A 22,053-nucleotide genomic window follows, 5' to 3' on the forward strand; every position below is an offset into this window, starting at 1 on the left:
TTATTTTTAAAGAAAAAATAAAAAGGATGCCGTTTCTATCTGGGCTATACCTTGCAACAACAAGCTGTATTTCCTAAAATAAATTAGTACTCAAAGTCATCAATCGAAAATGAATCCATCAGAACTTAAAGATTTCCTTGACGAAAAAGTCCTGCAATACAACACACTCGACTTTATCGAAAGTGATCCAGTACAAATTCCACATTTATTTTCACAAAAAGAAGATATTGAAATTGCCGGTTTTTTGAGCGCTACCATTGCTTGGGGAAATCGGACGATGATTATCAAAAATTCGCATCGAATGATGGATTTGATGGGAAATGCGCCGTTTGATTTTGTCATGTCACATACTGAAAATGATTTGGAACGATTGGAAACTTTTGTTCACCGCACGTTCAACGGAATAGATTTTACTAGTTTTATTAGAAGTTTACAACACATCTACAGCAATCATGGCGGTCTAGAATCGGTTTTCAATAAACATCAGGAAACCCATTCGATGCAAAAAAGCATCCATGAATTCAAGAAAATATTCTTCGAAATTCCACACCAGTACAGAACCCAAAAGCACATATCAGATCCGCTGAATAATTGCGCTGCAAAAAGGATCAACATGTATCTGAGATGGATGATTCGTCAAGACAATAAAGGCGTCGATTTAGGAATTTGGAAGAGCATTTCGCCAGCTTCGTTATCATGTCCTTTAGACGTACATTCTGGAAATGTAGCACGAAAATTAGGCATTTTGACACGGAAAAAAAATGATGGAAAAGCCTTGTCAGAATTGGATATAAAACTTCGTGAATTAGATAGTATAGATCCTGTTAAATACGATTTTGCTTTATTTGGATTAGGTGTTTTCGAGGGATTTTAACTTCCCTAAAAGTAAATTTATTGTTTGTATAATTTTTATTTATATATTTAGACCGGAAGTTGTTATAGAATAGTCCCCGCTGTTTTATTTACGACAAATGCCCTTACAAAAATTGAACTTAAAATGAACAAAAACATGAAAACCTACTTGAGTGTTTTGCTGCGAAATAATATTGACATCAATACTATTTTCCGAACTAAATTAGCATTTTTTAGTGTCCTGAAAAATGGTAAACCTGAATTTAATTCTACAAATAATCTCTTTTATATATTCAAATTATCCAATGATTTGATTCGGTATTTTGCCAAACATCATTCGCTTTTTTACTTTCCTAGCTTTCAGTTGTTACGATATCGTAATGATAATGATTTTGGAAACAAAGACGAAATTAATGATTTATTCAAAAGAAATTTTTCTTTGAACTGCGTGTATTAGTTCAAAACAAAATTTATAATGAAGTCTTCAACACAATGGGTATAATCTTTGCGTGTTACTTTAACAATTTACTTAAACCCACAAGTTGTAAATAACTTCATTAATTAATTAAAAGTCAGAAACTATTGTTGCTGACTTTTCGTAAGTATAGATGTTAGATCAATCATTCCTATTTGGTATTCCTAAATAGAACAAATTAGAGATTCAATCCATGATGAACAAATTACTAAAAGAGAAACTACAAAATAAAATTGCAGAGCTTACAAACTTCTACCAATCAATTTTTATTTATATATCATTTACTTTTTTACCAAAACTAAAATTAATGCACCATGAGTGATGCCAAAAAAATTGTCTTAGCAGAAGATAATTCTATTTTTTTGCTATTGCTAAAATTCAGATTGGAAAAAGAGGGATATAAAATCCTGACTGCAGTGGATGGAAAAGAAGCAATTGACTTAATCGAAGAACACAGTCCAGAATTAATTTTGACTGACATTATGATGCCATTCATCAGCGGTTTAGAGGTCATCAGTCATGTAAGGAACAAATTGAACATGAAAACTCCAATCATCGTTTTTTCATCAGCTGGTCAAGAGGAAATAGTCCTTAAAGCATTTGATTTAGGAGCTACTGACTTTATGAGTAAACCTTTAAGTCCCAATGAACTTGTCATTAGAGTAAAAAGATTATTGCGTTAATAGTTCAAATTGCCCAGATTATTTTATGAATATAAATTACTTTTTGATTGATTATTTTAATGAATCACCATCTATTATTCAAGTAGCATGGAGTATTAGTGTTGTGTTTTTTATAATTATCATTCCATTAATTCTTTATCTAAAATTTCTGAGGGCACATTTAAGAAAAAAAGAAAGGATAACAGCTGAATTAGAAAATGATTATGAATCTTCTCTTATTAATTATTTGTATTCTGGAAATGAAGAAGAGGAAATCAGCGCAGAGCAACAAGTAATTATCAATCAATTAAAAGAATGTATTAAAGACCCTTTTAGAAGAAAAATTTTAATTGGTGTTTTGCTGAAGTTAAAAAATGAAATTTCAGGGGAAATTGCTGAATCTATTCAGAAACTCTATTTTCATACGGGTCTTGTCCATTTTGCTTTATCACGATTAAAACATGAAAAGTGGTTTGTAATTGCGAAAGGAATCCGGGAATTAAAGCAATTCCATGTGAAGGAAGCACATGATGAAGTTATTGTTCACATCAATCATCCCAGACGTGAGGTCCGAAAAGAAATGCAATTGTACATGGTCAATTTATTTTATTTTGAAGGACTGGATTTTTTAGATGTTTTAGAAACGCCATTATCAGAGTGGGACCAGATTCAATTATTAGAAGTATTACAACGAATGGAAAACCAAAATATTTCCAACATCAAATCTTGGTTGAATTCTTCTAATGATTCCGTTATCATTTTTGCTTTGAAACTTGCTAAAATCTACAATCAGTTCGAAGCAAAAGACGAACTCATTAATTTGTTATACCACATTAATAAAAAAATCAGACTGGAATCAATACATGTATTAAGTTATTTAAATGCTTTGGAAGCCAAAGAAATTTTGAAAAATAATATAGAAGAACGTAGTCCGGAGGAGCAAATTGCTTTTTTTAAAATGATGGAGGATTTGTATGAACAAACGGACGAATCTTTTGTAGTGAAATACATCCATCACGAAATTTTTGAAATTAAGGTCTCTACTTTAAAAATTTTAAAAGTACTCAACAGAGAAAGATTCAATCTTCTTAAGTTTGAGTCTTCAGAGCCTAAATTTTTGAGAATCGTAAATTTTATCGAAAATAATTAAATATGGGAGCAACTACGTATCAAATTATTCTTGAGATAATTCATTATTTATTTTTTATTTACAGTATTGCGGCAATAGGATCTTATCTTGTACTTGCAGCAATTTCTGCTGTGGAAACGGTTGAATACAAACGGAAAAATAGCTTTGTTAATTACAAAGAAATAATGTCCTCAAACATTTCACCTTCTATTTCCATCATAGCACCAGCGTATAATGAAAGTTTGAATATCGTTGAAAACGTGCGTTCCTTATTGTCTAATCATTATGTAAATTATGATGTAATTATAGTAAATGACGGAAGCAAAGATGACAGCTTAGAAAAACTGATTGAAGTTTATGACTTGGTACAAATAGATTACCTAATCAACGAACAAATTCCGACCAAACCTCTCAGAAAAGGGATTTACAAATCAACAAATCCCGCATTTGAAAAATTGATTATTGTAGATAAAGAAAACGGAGGAAAATCTGACGCTTTGAACATGGGACTTAATATAAGCAACAGTAAATATGTAGCTTGTATAGATGTTGATTGTTTACTATTAGAAGATTCACTTCAAAAAATGATAAAACCATTTCTGGAAACGACTGGCAAAAGAGTTATTGCTGCCGGTGGAGTGATTAGAATTTCGAATTCCTGCGTTGTAAAAGACGGTAAATTACATGACGTTAATTTTCCTAAAAAACTATTAGAGCAAGGACAAATTCTAGAATACATTCGTGCTTTCTTATTAGGAAGAATGGCTTGGAGCAGACTCAATGGTTTGTTGGTTATTTCTGGAGCTTTTGGTCTTTTTGATAAAAAAATTGCAATTCGGGTTGGCGGTTACGACACTAAAACTGTAGGCGAAGATATGGAGCTTGTAGTCAGAATGAGAGGCCACATGGAAGAGCTGAAAAAAAAATACAAAGTAGCCTATATTCCTGATCCGTTGTGCTGGACCGAAGCTCCTGATAATTATAAAATATTTATTTCTCAAAGAAACAGATGGACTCGCGGAACAATAGAAACCTTGAGAAGACATAGAAAAATTGGGTTTAATCCAAAATATAAAGCCCTTGGAATGCTAAGTTATCCGTATTGGTTTTTTTTCGAAAGATTGGCTCCGGTAATCGAAGTAGTTGGTCTGTTTTATTTTGGAATCCTTATTTTATTTAATTTTGTGCGATGGGATTATTCCTTTGCCTTTATTACTTTAGCTTACTTATTTACCGTTTTCTTTTCGCTGATAGCCTTAATTACCGAAGAATTAACGTACCATCAGTATAAAAAGAAAGGAACGGGTTTTCGTTTATTACGGATTGCTTTTTTAGAACCAATTGTTACACATCCCTTTATTTTATATGCCGCAATTCGAGGAAATATAGATTACTATTTTAACAAAAAGAAGAAATGGGGAGAAATGACCAGAAAAGGAATGACAAAAGCATAAAACAATAAACCACCGATAAATGGAAATAAAATTTACTTATAAAGACATTTTAGAATACCTATATGCAACGATTTCGTTAATCCTTGTTTTTTGCTTATTAAGCTTAATTGAAGTATTCAAAAATTTTGACACACTACCATTCGCCTATAAAATATTAAATGATTTTTTCACGGGAACAGTAATCGGATTATTGTTTTTTCCGTTGTATTTAGTATTAAAATACCTCAAAAATTCTTTAGGAATAATTGTCATCAAAGTACTATTTTCGGTTATTGCACTCATTCAACTTGGATTAATAGGATACAGCCTGACAACTCATATCAATCTTGGCGCAGATCTTTTGGGGTATTCTTTGAGTGATATGTACACTACTGTGACTGCATCTTTGTCCATTTCATTCCTTTTATTTTTACCTTTTATTATTTTGCCTCTTGTCTATTTAGGACTCAATTGGTTGTTACATTTCTTTGGACATAAAATCAACCCTAAAATTTTACTTGTAGTTATATTTTTCTTTGGGAGTTTGACCTTAGTACTCGCAGGAAGCCATAAGCCTGCTACTCAAAACAAATTAAATTTTTTGTTGAGTGACATTATCCGAGCTGAAAATGATAAATCTTTGGCTTCTCAAGGGAATACTACTTTTAAAAAGGAATATCCTTTAGAACAATCCGCATTAAATACTAAGGATGTTCTGGCTCCATTTTTCAATATTAGTAAAGAAAAACCAAATGTTGTTTTTATAATTGTTGAAGGATTGGGAAGTGATTTTACGGATGATGGTGACTATAATGGTTTCACGCCTTATCTGGATTCCTTGACATCGAAATCGCTGTACTGGGAAAACTTTGTAAGTAATGCTGGCCGAACATTTGGCGCATTACCTTCTTTAATAGGTTCATTACCGTTTGGCGAAAACGGTTTCATGGAATTGAATCCTTTACCCAAACACAATTCACTTATCAGTATTCTGAAATCAAATGGTTACACTACTAATTATTTTTGTGGTGATGAATCCAGTTTTGATAGAAAAAGTAATTTCTTAGAATACAATGGTATTGATAAAATTATTGATATCAATAAATTTGGTCCTGGATATGTTAAAACAAAAGAGAATGCCGGTGGTTTTTCTTGGGGTTATCCGGATGCCGAAATATATCGTAAAACATTAGCTGAATTAAAAGATAATAAGCAACCCAGATTGGATATTATAATGACGCTTACTAATCACGAACCCTTTGATTTCCCTTCTAAAAAAGCGTATTTAGAAAAAGTAGAAGGCATTTTAAAAACCAAATCATATTTCGAAAAAAACAAACTGAATGAATATAAAGACATATTTGCTTGTTTGCTGTACACCGATAATTCTATCCAAAATTTCATGGAAGCCTATGCTAAGCGACCTGATTATGCCAACACCATTTTTATAATCACAGGTGATCACAGGCTAATTCCGGTTCCGCAAAAAGATAATTTATCGCGTTTTCATGTTCCCTTTTACATTTATAGCCCGATGCTAAAGAAAACGGCAAAATTCAAATCCATTTCTTCGCATAGTGATGTAACGCCTAGTTTAGTTTCTTTTTTAACCAATAATTACAAATTCAATCCATTAGAAAAAACAACCTGGCTTGGTCAGGGACTGGACACTGTAAGACAATTTAGAAACGTTCACAGTATTCCGTTGATGCGATATAAAGGAAGTATCAATGATTATATTTATAAAGATTATTTCTATTCGGATGGAAATATGTTCAAAATTGATGAAAATTTCAATCTGAGTGAAACGGACAATGATATGACGGAAACAGTAAGCAGTTCTTTTATGGATTTTAAAAAATTAAATGCTTATTTGACTACAAAAAATAAAATTACTAATGCTGCCTCCAGTTTTAATAAACCTACCTATACATTTACTGAAGAAGAATTCTCGACCATTAAAAAACTAACAAAAGGACTGGATCGCGATCAGATTTTCTTTTTGGCAAGAGATTTAGCATTCAAAAAAGAGCGGGAAAAATCACGATTATTATGCAATTATATTTTGAATGACCTTCCTAACTATGGAGACGTTAGAACATTGAAAGGCAGAACATTAGCTTGGGATGGTGATTATAAAAATGCAGAAAAAGAATTATTGGAAGTAATCAGCAGAACCCCTTTTTATGGGGATTCCTATTTAGCACTGATGGATGTGTATTGGTGGTCAGGCCAAAATAAAAAAGCAGTAGCTATTGGCAAACAAGCATTAGGGAATCAAATAAATGATGCGGAATTGGGTTATAAACTGGCTCAAGCATACAATAGAATGCAGAATTTTAAAGATTCAAACAGAATGATAGATAGCCTTCTGGCATTATATCCTAAAAATAAAGAATACTCAAATTTTAAAAAATCCTTAAAAAAATGATGGCAAAAATAATTATAAAACTAACTTTTCTAGTCGTATTTTTTGGTAGCTTTCAAATGTCAGGACAAGAAATTAAATTTGATGGCGATCCAGACGCTTCTTTCGAAAATGCCCGTAATTTAGCTTTTAACCTACAACGGAAACAAGCGCAGGATACCTTATTATTTATCCTGACAAAATATCCTGATTATCATGATATAAGATCATTTTTGGCAACAACATATTCATGGGACGGTGAATATAAAAAAGCCAGAAAAGAATTTAATTATGTTCTCGAGAAAGACAAAGAAAATAAACCAACTTGGATAGCTGCCATCAAAAATGAATTGTGGGCTGATTTGCCGTATGCCGCAATAGATATGACAAATAACGCTTTAAAAACATTTCCTGATGACTCCGAGCTGCTGTTATTGAAAGCTAGTGCGCAAGAAAACACAAATAATCCGCTAGAAGCATTAAGCACAATTGAGTTAGCATTAGAGAAAAATCCTGACGATCAGAAAGCCAAAGATTATAAAGCAACTTTAAACAATGGCTTGAGCAGAAATGCCATTGGAATAACGGCATCGGTAGATCTTTATTCCGATGTTTTTGATCCAATGCAATATTATGCATTGATGTACAGGAGACAAACTAAATATGGAAGCATTATAGGAAGAGTAAATTATAACAGGAGATTCAACGAAAATGGACTGCAATATGAAGTGGATTTATATCCAAAAATTGCCAAAGGGCTTTATGCGTATGTAAATGTTGGGATTGCGAATACTTTCCTGTTTCCTGACATAAAATATGGCGCTGAATTATTCAAATCATTGCCTAAAAGCTTCGAAGTTTCATTAGGATTCCGAACCTTAAAGTACAGTACTACAACTAATATTTACACAGGATCAATAGGCTGGTACACAGGAAACAGTTATTTATCGTTCCGTCCTTATTTTACTCCGGGAGAAACAGGAACCAGCAAATCCGGAACTTTCACGTACCGAAAATACCGAAGCGATGCTGATAACTATTTAGGTGTAGCTGTCAGTGTGGGGTTTTCTCCGGAAATTAATCAATTCAACATCAACGAAAACGCGGCAAAATTCGTTGATTTAGAATCTCAAAGAATCAATATGGGTTATTATTTTACCTCTGCAAATAAACAAAACGCTTGGGGAGCACAATTTGCAGTCTCACACCAAGAAATAATATTTGATCAAGGGAATTTCTTTTGGATTTATTCATTAGCGCTTTCATGGGAATTGAAATTTAAATAAAAAATAGACTTCTAATTTGACTTTTTAAATCCTTCTTTTGTACACTCAAAGGAAGGATTTTTTATTTACAATGAATTATACTAAGTATAGGTTTTAGCACGAAATTAGTATTAAAAATTGAATACAAAATTCAGTTTTAAGATTTGTTAAAAAGCAATTCCTCTCCCAAATTTTAAACTACAGAATTTTATAAAAAAAGCAAATTCTGTTGAAAATAAAACTACTTTTTTGGGTTTAGGTCTTTTTAAAGGATTTAATTGTACTACGTCGAAAATATTTCTTTACCCTTTATTTTATTTGTAATATTATATTATAAAATACTGCTAATCATGGACTTAATAACTAACTACCTGCAATATTACATTATTCCATTCCTATTGTTTTCTACCTTATTATTGACAATTTTTTTATTGTTAAAAAGAATACGCTACGAACACAACAAACCGCGCAGAGAAGCAATAAGCAATAAAGCAGAGACTTTTTTGACGGAAATCATTCTCTCAGATCGGAACGACAAAAAATTCAGGACTAAACTATCTCTCTTTAAACAAAAAATACCGCTGCATAAAACCTGGTGCAAAGAAATGATCATCAATGACATGATTCGTTTTAAGCACAGTTTAAAAGGAAAAGCAGCGGAACAAATCAATGTTTTTTACCAAGCTTTGAATCTTGATAAATACTCCGCACGATTAATCCGTGATTTTAGAAGTTTTTATAAATGCGAGGGCTTTTATCATTTTCAGGCTTTAGATTATAAAAAAGGAAGTGCTTTGATAAAACCTTATCTGAGACACCCAAATATTGTGATTCGGTCTAATGCTAACATGGCTTACATTTCCTTATCCGAAAATCACATGGAAAGTTTGAAAGAACAATCGTCCGCTATATCGCATCTGAACATGATAAAAATAATGGATGTTTTACATGAAAAAAAAATAGCTATTCCTAAAAATATTGATGAATGGATTGAAACAGAAAACAAGTCAGTCACGAAATTAGGGCTAAAAATAATGGTGTACTACAATTATAGAAAACAGGCCAAAGGAATTATTGCATTACTTTACAATGATGATGATACTTTAAAAAAAGAGGCAATTATAGCGATTCGAGAGCTGTTTCTGACAGAGGCTAAAACGGATTTGATACAACTTTTCAATAAAGTATCTCCCGATATTCAATTAGAAATTCTAGAAACACTAATGGTTATAGGTGATGAAAGTATAGTTCCTTTTTTAGAAAATACAATTCGGAAAGCGACCAATAAAGATGTAAAACTAAAAGCGGTTGCATGCCTGAACGAAATAGACAAAACAGAACTGGATTTAGTAGCAACTAATGATTTTGATATTACAAAAATGACAAAGCATGTCAGAGAAATATACTTATAATGATAAACAGTCTCACATATCAGCTTATCCATTATTATGAAATATTCATTTCACTTTTCTCACTTACCTATATTTTATTCTACGTTGTTCTGTCCATTCTTTCCTATTTTGCTATACTAAAACATCTTAGGTATCAAAAATATATTTCGGAAGATATTCTTACAAGATCAAATCATTTGCTAGGCGTATCCATTGTTGCGCCCGCTTTTAATGAGGGAGTGAGCATCGTTTATAATGTAAAATCATTATTGTCACTGACGTATCCAAAATATGAAATCATTATTGTCAATGATGGAAGTACAGATGACACGTTAACCAAATTGATCACGGAATTTGAATTAGTAAAAATTGATTTCTATTATCAGGAAAAAATTGTGACCAAACCCGTTCGGGGACATTATAAATCTACTAATCCCATATATTCTAAACTTATGGTCGTGGATAAAGAAAACGGAAAAAGTAAAGCGGATGGATCCAATGCAGGAATAAATTCGTCACAATACCCTTTGTTTCTCTGTACTGATGTCGATTGTATTCTCAAAAGAGATACAATACTAAAATTAGCAAAGCCATTTATGGAAAATGAAACCCGAGTAATTGCAACGGGTGCCGGAATCAGAATATCGAATTCCTGTGAGGTAAAAGATGGATTTTTACATAAAGTGCATTTCCCTAAAGACTGGTATCCCAGATTTCAGGAATTAGAATATGTTCGCTCGTTTCTTTTTGGCAGAATGGCTTGGAGCCAAATCAACGGTTTACTTTTAGTTTCTGGCGGATTAGGAATGTTTGACAAAGAAATAGCCATTAAAGTAGGCGGTTATTGGCATAAATCGTTAGGCGAAGATATGGAACTGATCACCCGAATGAGAAAGCACATGCATGAAAACAAGCAAAAATTCTTAATTAAATACATTCCGGAATCTTTGTGCTGGACTGAGGTTCCAGAAACAAGAGAAGTATTGCTAAGACAACGCACCAGATGGGCCAGAGGACTTGTTCAAACGCTGTTCCTGCATCGAAAAATGTTTTTAAATCCCAAATATGGTAAAACAGCATTCTTGATTTTGCCCTTTTTCTTTGTGTTCGAATTCTTAGTACCAATAGTTGAATTACTTGGAGTGATAGCACTGATTGTAGGATTTTTGAACCACTCCATAAATATCGAATATCTGGTCACTATGGGCTTGTTTGTCTATATATTTTATTTACTGATTACGCTGATATCCATCCTAATTGATGATTTATTGTACAAAAGCTATGCTAATTACAAAGAATTAACAATCTTAATTTTCATGGCCATTATAGAACCATTTGTATACCATCCTTTGAATGTTTACGCATCATTAAAGGGTTATTGGTTCTTTTTTAGACAAACAGAACAAAAATGGGGCGTTATGATTCGAAAAGGATTTGCAACAACTGAAAAAGTAACATCATGATTCTAAACAAAATTTTGAATACAGCCAGTTTTTTAATTTTTTTATTGTTTCTGTCTACCCCAGATTTATCAGCTCAAAAAATTGATTCTGATAGTCTGCTCACGGTTATTATAAAAGACATGCAAACCAACAAAAACTATGAAAAAAACATTGAAAGAGCTTTATTAGGAAAAAAAATTGCACCTGCGTATTTAGACTACTATTTACTTTTGGGAAGAAACTATGATTTACTTCAAAAAAGAGACAGCGCTAGGTATTATTACAACTATTATATTGAAAAAAATCCCGACAATGAAGACACTTTCAACTATTTAATCAATCTTGAATTAGAAGATAAAAATTACAATAACGCTTTAGTTACAATAGACCAAGCCATTGCGAAACATCCTGAAAATAAAAACTTCGAACAAAAAAAACTCACTGTATACCAATTACAAAAGGATAGAAAAAAAGAATATGAATATTTAAAAACATTACAAGCAAAAAATCCAAATGATGATGCCGTAACACAACTTATTTATCAGCTGGAATCAAAGCTCAAATCAGATCGAGCAGGTATCAATTACAGTTTTACCACTTTCGACAGAAAGGGCTATGGCCCTTGGCATTTACTGGGTTTTCAATACATAAGGGAGCGTCAGTGGGGTTCTTTGATTGGACGAATTAATTATGCTGATCGCTTGTCATCTGGGCAAAGTATTGCAAATGGAATTCAATATGAAGCCGAATCGTATTTTTTTACCGGCAAAAACAATTATTCCTATGTGAGCGCAGCATTCAGTAACGATCTTGTTTTTCCAAAAATAAGACTGGGGTATTCTTTTTATCAGAATTTTAAAAAAGGTTGGGAAGGCGATTTAGGTCTCCGTTATTTAAAAACCCAAGATGGCACTGAATTTAATACTGTAGTTATTGGTCTCGGGAAATACATAGCATCCTACTGGATTAATCTGAGAACTTTTATTCAAAAAGACCAACAAGAGTACTATCCTGCAGTAACCTTGACTATGCGGTATTATTTTGATACCCGATTTGATTACGTAACTTTAACCTCTGGTTATGGTTCTTCTCCAGAAGAGCGAACTACTTTAGGACAATTCAAAGAGCGAATTTCACTAGATTCGTATCGCATAGGTGCCGGATATTACAACATGTTCAACAATCATTACATTATAGGAATTCAACTCACCTATAATCAACAAGAATACGTTCGAAACTTAACACAAAATGAATTGGAGCTATCGTTAATGTTCCAATATAAATTCTAGAATATGTTTAATAAACAGCTGAACTTGATTTACTTTCTGTTTTTTTTGGTTCTTTTTAACTTCAAAACTATGGCTCAATCTAACATTATTATTGAGAATAAACCTGGGGAGGAAAATGCTATTCAATTCATGAGCGAAAATGCAAAACCAGCTGCAAATATTTTAAAAAAGTATTTAGACAAAAGCTTTTCCAATCCTTTTATCATTCAAGGCAATAGCGAAAATAATGGAAAATTGAAAGCAGCTATTCATCTCGAAATTACAAATTCGAAAAATAAAAAGGACAAAAATAATTTTAGCATAAAAAGTAATGATACCGCTATTTTTTTGGCTGCAGCCAATGAAAAACTGCTTCGATACGCCGTTTATACTTTACTTGAAAATTGGGGATTTAGAAAATTTACTTCGAAAGATCTTTATATTCCAAAATTAAATCGTGTTGTTTTCCCAAAAAATACAACTCAAATACATAATCCTTCATTTGAATATCGGGTACTTTTTTATCCAGATGCTTTTGATGATGATTTCCGCGATTGGCATAAATTAGATTGGCATTTGGACGATTTCAGTATTTGGGGTCACTCATTTAATACACTTTTACCAGCAAAAGAATTTTTCAAAACAAATTCTGAATTTTTTGCTTTATACGAAGGGAAACGAAGACCGGAATCGCTTTGTATGACTAACGAAACTGTCGTTAATAAGGTCATAAAAAAAATGACTCAAATTATTGCTGACAATCCAAAAGCATCATTTATATCAGTCAGTCAAAATGATGATGCCGTATACTGTGAGTGCGATAAATGCAAATCATTGAATGAAAAACATGGAGGACCGCAAGGCTCTCTTTACTTTTTCATGAATAAAATTGCAAAACATTTTCCGAAAACAAAAATTGCAACACTGGCGTATCAACACACCTACAAAGCACCTACTAATCTAAAAATTCAATCTAATATTTATACTTTATTTTGCCCTATCGAATTGAACAGAGGAAAATCGATACAGAACGATCCTGCAAACAAATCCTTTATCAAAATATTACAAAACTGGGGCAAAACGGCTTCCAACTTGTATTTATGGGATTATACGGTGCAATTTTCAAACTATTTATCTCCATTTCCTAACATCAATACCTTTTCAGATAATTATAAACTTTTCAAACAAAATAATGTCAAAGGATTATTTGTTCAAGGTTACGCTGATGTTCCCGGAGATTTTTCGGAACTAAGACAATATCTTTTAGCCAAATTATTATGGAATGCCGAAATAGATATCGAAGCAACCACCGATGATTTTTTAAGAGGTTTTTACGGAAATGCGGCGTCCTCAATTAAAGAATATTTAAATCTCTTGTCCAAAAACCAAGAAAATTCGAATCGTACATTAGACATTTATTCTGGACCTATTCAAAGTAGAAATACCTTTCTATCTCCAAAAGCGATGGATGAATACGACCAATTACTAGATGAAGCTTCCGTATCCGTGAATGAAGATCCTGTTTTATATTCCCGAGTAAAAAAATTACGTCTTGCATTAGAATATGTGTTTTTTGAGCAATCAAAGTATTACGGCAAAGAACAACACGGGATGTTCATCGTCAATGCAAATGGTGAAAAGCAAGTAAAACCCGGCCTCAATGAAAGAGTGTCGAAATTTGCTGAGGCATGCAATGAATTTGGAATTTACGAACTGAGCGAAGACGGATTATCACCTGACCAATATTACAAGAATTGGTTGGAAATAACTAAAAATACGGCAACACATCTTGGAGAAAAACTAGAAATTAATTTTCTGACACCGCCAGCAACAGAATACTCAGGAAAAGGAAGTGCTGGACTTGTTGATGGAATAAATGGCCACAAAGATTACAACATCAACTGGATAGGATGGTATGGAAACAATCCTGAAATAGAGATATTTACAAAAAATTTAGATTTTAATCTTATAAAGATGCACTTTTTAGATAATCAAAGAAATTGGATTTTTCTACCACAAAAAATCACAATATTTGGATATAAAAACAAAAAATGGAACCTGATAACTGAAAAAAAATTCGTAAATTTAGTAGAAAATTATGAAGTAAAAACTAATGAAATAGAGATTACGGATAAAAGTTTCAGCACTTTTGAAAAAATAAAATTGGTCGTACAGAATCAGGAAGATTTACCAAGTTGGAGAAAACGGAAAAACAAAAAACCGATGGTAATGATTGATGAGATTGAACTTTACAACAAATAAAATAGCTCAAATGAACAGCGATAAAAAAATACTAATTATTGAAGATGATGAGTTAATGATTAAGATCCTCACATTCATACTAAATAAAGAAGGATATCAGTTGAGCGTAATTAGAGACGGTCTGAGTGCTATTGAACAATTACACACCATAAATCCTGATATGGTAATCACTGATTTATTATTGCCGTATAAATCAGGATTAGAAGTAATTAGCTTTGTAAAAAGTAATTACGAAAATAAAGCTATAATTGCGTTATCTGCTTTGGGCGAAGAGGAACATTCTGTTAGCGAAGCATTTAAACTTGGCGCCGATGATTTCATTGCAAAACCTTTTAATCCAAACGAATTAGTATTACGAGTGAAGCGATTACTAAATCATTAATTCAAATATGATCCTGAAATAGCGCCAGAAAAATGTTGATTTTGAGCATTACTTTCAAAAAGACTATCTTTGCAAAAAATTTAAGCAAATGACTACTTTTGAGCAATTCAACCTTCCGAAATCCGTACAAAAAGCGATTGATGATTTAGGATTCACTACTCCCACTCCAATTCAGGAAAAAACTTTTTCTGTGATCATGTCCGGAAGAGATATGATGGGAATCGCTCAAACTGGTACCGGTAAAACATTTGCTTACCTATTGCCTTTGTTAAAACTATATAAATTCACTCCCGGACATACTCCAAAAATAGTAATTCTGGTTCCTACACGTGAACTTGTTGTTCAAGTTGTGGAAGAAGTTGAAAAACTGACAAAATACATGTCGGTTCGAACTATTGGAATTTTTGGTGGTGTAAATATTAATACTCAAAAAACGACCGTTTATCAAGGATGCGACATACTTGTGGGAACTCCAGGAAGAATCATGGACTTAACACTGGACAATGTCATTCGTTTTGAAGAGATGCAAAAACTGGTAATCGATGAGTTTGATGAAATGCTAAATTTAGGATTTCGTACGCAATTGACCGCTATCTTAGCGATGATGCCAAAAAAACGTCAAAACATCCTTTTTTCGGCTACGATGACGGATGAAGTAGATGCAATTTTGAATGATTATTTTGATTATCCAGAAGAAGTTACGCTTTCCGCTTCAGGAACACCGTTGGAAAATATCAAACAATTGTCCTATCAAGTTCCTAATTTCAATACCAAAATAAACCTTCTGAAACACTTGTTACAAAATAACGAGGACATGAGTCGTGTTCTAGTATTTGTCAATAATAAAAAGATTTCGGATATGGTTCTAGAGCGAATCGAAGAAGATTTTGACGGTCAGTTTGGAGTAATTCACTCTAATAAATCACAAAATTATCGTTTGAGTACGATGGCTTTGTTCCAAGAAGGAAATTTACGTGGTTTGATTACTACTGACATTATGGCCAGAGGTTTAGACATTTCAAATATTACACACGTAATCAATTTTGAAATGCCAGAAATGCCAGAATTATATATGCACAGAATCGGTAGAACTGGTCGTGCTGATGCTTCAGGAACCGCCATAAGTTTTATTGCGCCTCGTGAAGAAGAGTTCAAAGTAGAGGTCGAAGTACTGATGAATATGGAATTGCCAATTGAGCCTTTCCCGGAAACCGTTGAAGTTTCATCCAAATTAATCGAACCTGAAAAAGACAGACAACCGATTAAGTTTTTGATGAAAAAACAGAAACTTGACGGAGATGGCGCTTTTCAAGAGAAAAGTAAAAAGAACAAGAAAGTCAATTTAGGTGGACCTGGTGTTACCAAAAAGAAAACACATGGTTCTGTAAATAGAAACATGCTAAAAACCAGAGACAAAAAGAGAAAAGACAAGAACAAATAGTAAAGTAAAAAAGGCTAAAAATAACAATTATTTTTAGCCTTTTTTCTTGAATCATACTATTTAATTCTTTGTGAAAACCAAACAAACTGGAGAGCATAATGCTATTTTTTTTCCAGTATCAATTAGTAATCCGGTCTTTTTACTTCTTTTAAAAATTACCACGTCATTGGTATATTGATGTGCTACCAAAAGAAAATTACCCGTTGGATCAATCGCAAAATTTCTAGGTCCTTTTCCTAAAGTACTGGTTTGTCCTTTCAATAGTAATTTTCCGTTTTTTAGAATTTTAAAAATTGTAATGTTATTGGCTTCACCGCGATTAGTCGCATATAAAAACTTCCCATCAGGCGAAATATGGATATCTGCGGAACTGAACGTTCCTTTGAAATCTTTAGCTAAAATAGTCGTTTCATCAATCTTCTTTAATATTCCGTTTGAGTAACTAAATACCGTTAACGCACCGTCGAGTTCTTGTAATAGGTAAACAAACTTTCCATTTTTACTGAATGTCAAATGTCTGGGACCACTACCCGATTTTACTGAAATACTATCTTTCAGTTCTAAAACAGTATGTTCAGCATTAGTATTATAGCCATAGGAATACACTTTATCATTCCCTAAATTATTGGACAAAACAAACTTTTTATCTGGGGAAAAATGAACCATATGCACATGAGGACCTTCTTGTCTTTGCTTGTTAATTCCTTTTCCGTAATGCTGGATTACTTGCTTTGCTGCAGTAAGACTTCCATCATTATTTTTACCAAAAATGGAAATATTCCCACCAGAATAATTGGCAACAATTACATTTTTATCATCGTTTATAATGTAACAAGGATCAGCACCTTTTGAACTTTGCTTGTTGATTAAGTCTAATTTTCCGCTTGCTGGATTATAACTAAAAGAACTTACCGTACTTTCGGCACCAAATTCATTTACAGAATAAACAAAATTATTATCTTTTGAAACCGTCAAATAACTTGGATTTATAACTTTTTCACTCGCATTTTTAAAACTGAAATCACCTGTCTTTGAATCAAAATCATATACATAAATTCCTTTGCTATCACAGCTTTGAGTGTAGGTTCCAATGAGTAAATTGAATTTATTTTTTTGTGCCTGAACACTTGTAAAAATGAAAATTAATAGAACAATAGCAAACGGCTTTTTCATGTTTTTAAATTTTATTGAAAAGCTAAAATACACATTATATCCATAATGAATGTCAATTGTTTATTCCTATGAAAAATTATAACAACTTCAACTAAAACTGTCAACAAATTTGTATTTTTGACTAATAAAATTCAATGAACACCGTTGAAAATAAAATCCAGTGAAGTAAACTCAACCTCAGAATGCATTTTAAACATCCCGAAATTTTATACTTTCTGTTCTTGTTGATTGTTCCAATTTTGGTTCATTTATTTCAATTACGCCGTTTCAAAAAAGAATATTTCACTAATGTTCGTTTCTTAAAAGCACTTTCGATTCAAACCAGAAAAAGCTCTAAAATCAAGAAATGGCTGCTTCTCGCCTGTCGATTATTGCTATTAACTTGTATTATTATAGCATTTGCACAGCCTTTTTTTGAATCCAAAGACAATAAAAATGCCAACAATGAATTGTATATTATTTTGGACAATTCTTTTAGTATGCAAGCCAAAGGCAAAAAAGGCGAATTGCTAAAACGAGCTGTTCAGGAACTACTAGAAGAAACTCCGGAAAACGTCAATTTTTCTTTGCTCACCAATTCCGAAAATTATTGGAACACAGATATAAAATCGGTTCGTGGTGCTTTGCAAAATCTGAAATACAGCGCAACTCCGTTCCAATTGGATAATATAATGGCAAAAATAAAAGCGCATAAATCGGCTTTTAAAAAAGATATCGTTGTCATTACCGATGCTGCAGGTCTTGATGAAAAACAATTGAAAAATAGTGATGCAACTGATTCGCCCTTATTTATAATCCCAAAAGCAGAACAAAAAAACAATGTTTCTATTGACAGCGTTTTCATCAATAAAACATTAGAAAATTTCTATGAAATTAGTGTGCAAATATCCGGTTATGGAGATGATTTCAAACCGATTCCAATTTCTCTATACAATGAAAATAAGCTTATTGCTAAAACGATAGTAACTTTAGAAACAAAGAAAAAAAACCTCAATTTTACGATTCCAAAACAAGCTTTTCATGGCTATTTTTCGATAGCTGATAATGGTTTGTCTTATGATAACACCTTGTATTTTAGTATTTCTAAAACTAAGAAAACCAATATTATCAGCATTGGAGAACCGGCAAAAAGCAACTTCCTTTCCCGAATTTACACCAGTGAAGAATTCAATTTTAACAATTATACTTTAAGCGCATTAGACTACAATAAACTGGAAGATCAAGATGCGATTATTTTAAACGAATTAGATGAAATTCCGCAAGCTTTGGCGACCACTTTGAAATCTTTTGTAGAGAAAGGCGGCAATGTAATTGTGATTCCTTCGGTGATAAATTCCATTACCAATATGAATTCTTTCGTATCGAATTTTGGAAACCTGAGATTCAATTCTTTAGAAAATAGAGAAAAGCTGATTACTAAAATCAATTTTAGTCATCCAATATTCAATAGCGTTTTTGAAAATAAAGTGACTAATTTTCAATATCCAAAAACAAAAAAATCGTTCGTATTATCAAGTTCAAGTCCTGCTGCTTTATCTTATGAAGACCAAAGTGTTTTCTTGACATCGATAGCAAATTCGGTTTCAGCGGTTGCTGTTTTTGCAGCTCCTATCAACATCGAAAATTCAAATTTCCAGCAATCTCCATTAATTGTGCCTACATTCTACAAGATGGCAATGAACAATCAAAACAATGGCGTAAATGCTTTGATAATTGGAAATAACAACCCACACTTAACAGAAGCATCGCTAAACAAAGACGCTATTTTAACGGTAAAAGGCTTAGACGAACAATTCATTCCTATCCAACAAATTCTGAATAATAAAGTCAAAATGACTTTCAATGATTATCCGGAACAAGCTGGAAACTTTACCATTTTCAATAAAAAAGAATGGGTTGAAAACATCAGTTTTAATTACAACAGAACTGAAAGTGATTTGGCTTCAGCCAATGACAATATTCTTTCTGACTATAAAACAATCGAATCAATCCAATCGCTATTTGATACTTTACAAACTGACAGAACTGACAATCAAATTTGGAAATGGTTTGTTATCTTTGCACTGTTATTTCTGATTAGCGAAATGGCAATTATACGATTCGTAAAGTAAATAACGGAGGTTAAATACTTGAAAAATCAATGTGAAATTTGTCTGGAAAAGTTAATACAGTAATCCGAATTCCATATCCCATAAAAAACAAATATTATCTACATATGAAATTAATCATCAGAGGCGCCAAAATTATCGATTCAAAAAGTCCTTTTCATAATAAGACTGCAGATATTTTAATTGTTGATGGTTTTATAAAAAAAATTGGAACAGCGCTTCCAAATCCTGATAAAGCAGACGAATTACAACTAGATAATTTGCATGTTTCACAAGGCTGGTTTGACAGCAGTGTTTCTCTAGGAGAACCTGGTTTCGAAGACCGAGAAACCATTTCAAACGGACTTACTGTTGCTGCAAAAAGTGGTTTTACGGCAATCGCTTTACAACCCAACTCCTTCCCTATTATTGACAATCAATCCCAAGTGAATTTTGTCTTGAATAAAGCACAAGGATTTGCCACTCAACTGTATCCTATTGGCGCTTTGAGCAAAGAAAGTGCAGGAAAAGATATGGCTGAATTATATGATATGAAAAAAGCCGGAGCAGTTGCTTTTGGAGATTATAATAAAAGTTTAGATAATGCTAATTTGCTAAAAATCGCATTACAATACGTTCAGGATTTCGATGGTTTGATTCTCTCATTTTGCCAAGACGAAAATATAAAAGGAAACGGAGTAGCGAATGAAGGTATTGTTTCTACCCGATTAGGCTTGAAAGGAATTCCAAATCTTGCCGAAGAATTACAAATCGCAAGAAATTTATTCCTGTTAGAATACACTGGAGGAAAACTTCACATTCCGACAATTTCAACTAAAAAATCAGTTCAATTAATCAAAGAGGCTAAAGCGAATGGACTACATGTAACCTGTAGTGCTGCTGTGCATCATTTGGTTCTAACCGATGAAAAACTGGAAGGTTTTGACACCCGTTATAAAGTTTCGCCACCACTTAGAACTGAAACCGACAGAAAAGCATTGCTGAAAGGAATAAAAGACGGAACTATTGATATGATTACATCCGACCATAATCCGATGGACATTGAACACAAAAAAATGGAATTTGATGGTGCCAAAAATGGAACGATTGGATTAGAAAGTGCTTTCGGTGCTTTGATGAACGTATTACCACTAGAAACTGTAATAGATAAACTAACCTCCGGAAAAACAACTTTTGGCATCGAAACAGAAACGATTAATGAAGGTTCAAAAGCAAACATTACCATATTTAATCCGGAACCAAAAAGCATTTTTACAAAATCTTCCATTTTATCAAAATCAAAAAATTCTGCTTTTTTAGGTACTGAAATAAAAGGAAAAGTATACGGAATTGTGAATCAAGGAAAATTAATTTTAGCATAGAAAAATGAATACTAGTAATAATAATAATTCAGAATCTGGAAAAACTGCCGCGATTACCAGTTATATCTTGGGAATTGGCGTTTTTATAGCGATGTCCATGAACTCCGAAGACAAAAATGCATTTGCTTCCTTTCACATTCGTCAAGGATTGGGAATCACCTTAACTTTTATATCATTGGGATTAATCATTAGCAATTTTGACAGCTTAATGATTTCAGCTCCAATGTGGATTTTTGTGTCCGTATTGTGGTCTTATGGCATTTTCAATGCTATAAAAGGAGAAACAAAACCCGTTCCTTTATTGGGAACATTTTTTCAAAAATGGCTTAAAAACATATCATAATTAGATGAATTTATCTTTAGAATACAAAATACGCGAACCTAAAATAAAATTAGACAAAAATCCACTGATCCTTTTATTGCATGGATATGGCAGCAATGAAGAAGATTTATTTTCATTTGCCACTGAACTTCCGGATGAATACTATATCATTTCAGCACGCGCACCTTACAATATGCAATACGGGGCTTTTGCTTGGTACGCCATCAACTTTGATGCAGACGAAAACAAATTTTCTGACCACGACCAAGCTAAAATTTCAAGAGATTTAATTGCTGGATTTATTGATGAGTTAATTGCCAATTATCCAATTGATGAGAAACAAATTGCTTTAGTTGGCTTTAGCCAAGGCGCTATTTTGAGTTATGCAGTTGCACTTTCATATCCTGAAAAAGTTCAGAAAGTAGTTGCTATGAGTGGGTATTTGAATTTAGAAATTGTCGCTGAGGATTATCTCAAAAACAACTTTACTAGCCTGAAAATATTTGCTTCACACGGAACGGTAGATCAGGTAATTCCAGTAGAATGGGCGAGAAAAACGCCTTCAGTATTAGAGAATTTAGGAATAAATATAACTTACAAAGAATATCCAATTGGTCATGGAGTTGCTCCACAGAACTTTTATGACTTCAAAAATTGGCTTCAGGAAAAATAATTTTCAG

18 protein-coding genes are annotated in these 22,053 nt (G+C 32.7%); 17 read left to right on the forward strand and 1 reads right to left on the reverse strand.

Annotation, left to right across the window (positions count from 1 at the left end):
* The first annotated feature begins 109 nt into the window (after nt 1-109).
* The 13 genes from IWX80_RS00680 (at nt 110) to IWX80_RS00740 (ending at nt 16,409) form a co-directional block, all read left to right on the forward strand.
* Nucleotides 110-874, forward strand: a complete 765-nt coding sequence (locus IWX80_RS00680; RefSeq protein ID WP_196851746.1) for a TIGR02757 family protein — start codon at nt 110-112, stop codon at nt 872-874.
* A 123-nt stretch (nt 875-997) separates the two neighbouring features.
* On the forward strand, nt 998-1,309 hold the full coding sequence (locus tag IWX80_RS00685; protein ID WP_196851747.1) for a hypothetical protein: 312 nt from the start codon (nt 998-1,000) through the stop codon (nt 1,307-1,309).
* A 332-nt stretch (nt 1,310-1,641) separates the two neighbouring features.
* Complete coding sequence (locus IWX80_RS00690; RefSeq protein ID WP_113633359.1) at nt 1,642-2,010, forward strand: response regulator transcription factor; 369 nt, start codon at nt 1,642-1,644, stop codon at nt 2,008-2,010.
* Between the two features lie 25 nt (nt 2,011-2,035).
* The gene (locus tag IWX80_RS00695) at nt 2,036-3,139 is read left to right on the forward strand and encodes a hypothetical protein (protein WP_196851748.1); all 1,104 of its coding nucleotides are present in this window, start codon (nt 2,036-2,038) and stop codon (nt 3,137-3,139) included.
* A 2-nt stretch (nt 3,140-3,141) separates the two neighbouring features.
* A complete protein-coding gene (locus IWX80_RS00700) occupies nt 3,142-4,572 on the forward strand; it encodes a glycosyltransferase family 2 protein (protein WP_196851749.1) in 1,431 nt (476 codons plus the stop codon).
* A gap of 19 nt (nt 4,573-4,591) precedes the next feature.
* Nucleotides 4,592-6,982 carry a sulfatase-like hydrolase/transferase gene (locus IWX80_RS00705; protein WP_196851750.1) on the forward strand — a complete coding sequence of 797 codons (2,391 nt, stop codon included), beginning with the start codon at nt 4,592-4,594 and terminating at the stop codon, nt 6,980-6,982.
* The gene (locus IWX80_RS00710; protein WP_196851751.1) at nt 6,979-8,244 is read left to right on the forward strand and encodes a YaiO family outer membrane beta-barrel protein; all 1,266 of its coding nucleotides are present in this window, start codon (nt 6,979-6,981) and stop codon (nt 8,242-8,244) included. Before IWX80_RS00705 ends, IWX80_RS00710 begins: the two co-directional genes overlap by 4 nt.
* Nucleotides 8,245-8,573: 329 nt before the next feature.
* Complete coding sequence (locus IWX80_RS00715; RefSeq protein WP_196851752.1) at nt 8,574-9,635, forward strand: HEAT repeat domain-containing protein; 1,062 nt, start codon at nt 8,574-8,576, stop codon at nt 9,633-9,635.
* On the forward strand, nt 9,635-11,077 hold the full coding sequence (locus tag IWX80_RS00720) for a glycosyltransferase family 2 protein (RefSeq protein ID WP_196851753.1): 1,443 nt from the start codon (nt 9,635-9,637) through the stop codon (nt 11,075-11,077). Before IWX80_RS00715 ends, IWX80_RS00720 begins: the two co-directional genes overlap by 1 nt.
* Nucleotides 11,074-12,345, forward strand: coding sequence for a YaiO family outer membrane beta-barrel protein (locus IWX80_RS00725; RefSeq protein WP_196851754.1), 1,272 nt, complete (start codon nt 11,074-11,076; stop codon nt 12,343-12,345). The genes IWX80_RS00720 and IWX80_RS00725 overlap by 4 nt, the downstream gene beginning before the upstream one ends.
* A 69-nt stretch (nt 12,346-12,414) precedes the next feature.
* Complete coding sequence (locus IWX80_RS00730) at nt 12,415-14,586, forward strand: DUF4838 domain-containing protein (RefSeq protein ID WP_334682173.1); 2,172 nt, start codon at nt 12,415-12,417, stop codon at nt 14,584-14,586.
* Between the two features lie 10 nt (nt 14,587-14,596).
* Complete coding sequence (locus IWX80_RS00735; protein WP_196851755.1) at nt 14,597-14,968, forward strand: response regulator transcription factor; 372 nt, start codon at nt 14,597-14,599, stop codon at nt 14,966-14,968.
* A gap of 88 nt (nt 14,969-15,056) precedes the next feature.
* Entirely contained in the window at nt 15,057-16,409 is a 1,353-nt protein-coding gene (locus IWX80_RS00740; RefSeq protein WP_196851756.1) for a DEAD/DEAH box helicase, read from the forward strand.
* Nucleotides 16,410-16,469: 60 nt separating this feature from the next.
* Here the strand turns inward: IWX80_RS00740 and IWX80_RS00745 are convergent, their stop codons facing one another.
* Nucleotides 16,470-17,582 carry a lactonase family protein gene (locus IWX80_RS00745; RefSeq protein ID WP_196851757.1) on the reverse strand — a complete coding sequence of 371 codons (1,113 nt, stop codon included), beginning with the start codon at nt 17,580-17,582 and terminating at the stop codon, nt 16,470-16,472.
* Nucleotides 17,583-17,764: 182 nt separating this feature from the next.
* Here IWX80_RS00745 and IWX80_RS00750 point away from each other — a divergent pair, with 182 nt between their 5' ends.
* The 4 genes from IWX80_RS00750 (at nt 17,765) to IWX80_RS00765 (ending at nt 22,046) form a co-directional block, all read left to right on the forward strand.
* On the forward strand, nt 17,765-19,693 hold the full coding sequence (locus IWX80_RS00750) for a BatA domain-containing protein (protein ID WP_196851758.1): 1,929 nt from the start codon (nt 17,765-17,767) through the stop codon (nt 19,691-19,693).
* A gap of 104 nt (nt 19,694-19,797) precedes the next feature.
* Complete coding sequence (locus IWX80_RS00755; protein ID WP_196851759.1) at nt 19,798-21,051, forward strand: dihydroorotase; 1,254 nt, start codon at nt 19,798-19,800, stop codon at nt 21,049-21,051.
* A 4-nt stretch (nt 21,052-21,055) separates the two neighbouring features.
* Complete coding sequence (locus tag IWX80_RS00760) at nt 21,056-21,394, forward strand: hypothetical protein (RefSeq protein ID WP_196851760.1); 339 nt, start codon at nt 21,056-21,058, stop codon at nt 21,392-21,394.
* A 4-nt stretch (nt 21,395-21,398) separates the two neighbouring features.
* The gene (locus IWX80_RS00765; protein WP_196851761.1) at nt 21,399-22,046 is read left to right on the forward strand and encodes an alpha/beta hydrolase; all 648 of its coding nucleotides are present in this window, start codon (nt 21,399-21,401) and stop codon (nt 22,044-22,046) included.
* Nucleotides 22,047-22,053 lie beyond the last annotated feature (7 nt).

This window comes from Flavobacterium sp. CAN_S2 (assembly GCF_015752255.1).
Classification (GTDB): Bacteria; Bacteroidota; Bacteroidia; order Flavobacteriales; family Flavobacteriaceae; genus Flavobacterium.

Excerpts from the sequence above, each read along its gene's own strand:
- IWX80_RS00680 (WP_196851746.1), top strand. The coding sequence starts at position 110 with ATGAATCCATCAGAACTTAAAGATTTCCTTGACGAAAAAGTCCTGCAA.
- IWX80_RS00685 (WP_196851747.1), top strand. The coding sequence starts at position 998 with ATGAACAAAAACATGAAAACCTACTTGAGTGTTTTGCTGCGAAATAAT.
- IWX80_RS00690 (WP_113633359.1), top strand. The coding sequence starts at position 1,642 with ATGAGTGATGCCAAAAAAATTGTCTTAGCAGAAGATAATTCTATTTTT.
- IWX80_RS00695 (WP_196851748.1), top strand. The coding sequence starts at position 2,036 with ATGAATATAAATTACTTTTTGATTGATTATTTTAATGAATCACCATCT.
- IWX80_RS00700 (WP_196851749.1), top strand. The coding sequence starts at position 3,142 with ATGGGAGCAACTACGTATCAAATTATTCTTGAGATAATTCATTATTTA.
- IWX80_RS00705 (WP_196851750.1), top strand. The coding sequence starts at position 4,592 with ATGGAAATAAAATTTACTTATAAAGACATTTTAGAATACCTATATGCA.
- IWX80_RS00710 (WP_196851751.1), top strand. The coding sequence starts at position 6,979 with ATGATGGCAAAAATAATTATAAAACTAACTTTTCTAGTCGTATTTTTT.
- IWX80_RS00715 (WP_196851752.1), top strand. The coding sequence starts at position 8,574 with ATGGACTTAATAACTAACTACCTGCAATATTACATTATTCCATTCCTA.
- IWX80_RS00720 (WP_196851753.1), top strand. The coding sequence starts at position 9,635 with ATGATAAACAGTCTCACATATCAGCTTATCCATTATTATGAAATATTC.
- IWX80_RS00725 (WP_196851754.1), top strand. The coding sequence starts at position 11,074 with ATGATTCTAAACAAAATTTTGAATACAGCCAGTTTTTTAATTTTTTTA.
- IWX80_RS00730 (WP_334682173.1), top strand. The coding sequence starts at position 12,415 with ATGGCTCAATCTAACATTATTATTGAGAATAAACCTGGGGAGGAAAAT.
- IWX80_RS00735 (WP_196851755.1), top strand. The coding sequence starts at position 14,597 with ATGAACAGCGATAAAAAAATACTAATTATTGAAGATGATGAGTTAATG.
- IWX80_RS00740 (WP_196851756.1), top strand. The coding sequence starts at position 15,057 with ATGACTACTTTTGAGCAATTCAACCTTCCGAAATCCGTACAAAAAGCG.
- IWX80_RS00745 (WP_196851757.1), bottom strand. The coding sequence starts at position 17,582 with ATGAAAAAGCCGTTTGCTATTGTTCTATTAATTTTCATTTTTACAAGT.
- IWX80_RS00750 (WP_196851758.1), top strand. The coding sequence starts at position 17,765 with ATGCATTTTAAACATCCCGAAATTTTATACTTTCTGTTCTTGTTGATT.
- IWX80_RS00755 (WP_196851759.1), top strand. The coding sequence starts at position 19,798 with ATGAAATTAATCATCAGAGGCGCCAAAATTATCGATTCAAAAAGTCCT.
- IWX80_RS00760 (WP_196851760.1), top strand. The coding sequence starts at position 21,056 with ATGAATACTAGTAATAATAATAATTCAGAATCTGGAAAAACTGCCGCG.
- IWX80_RS00765 (WP_196851761.1), top strand. The coding sequence starts at position 21,399 with ATGAATTTATCTTTAGAATACAAAATACGCGAACCTAAAATAAAATTA.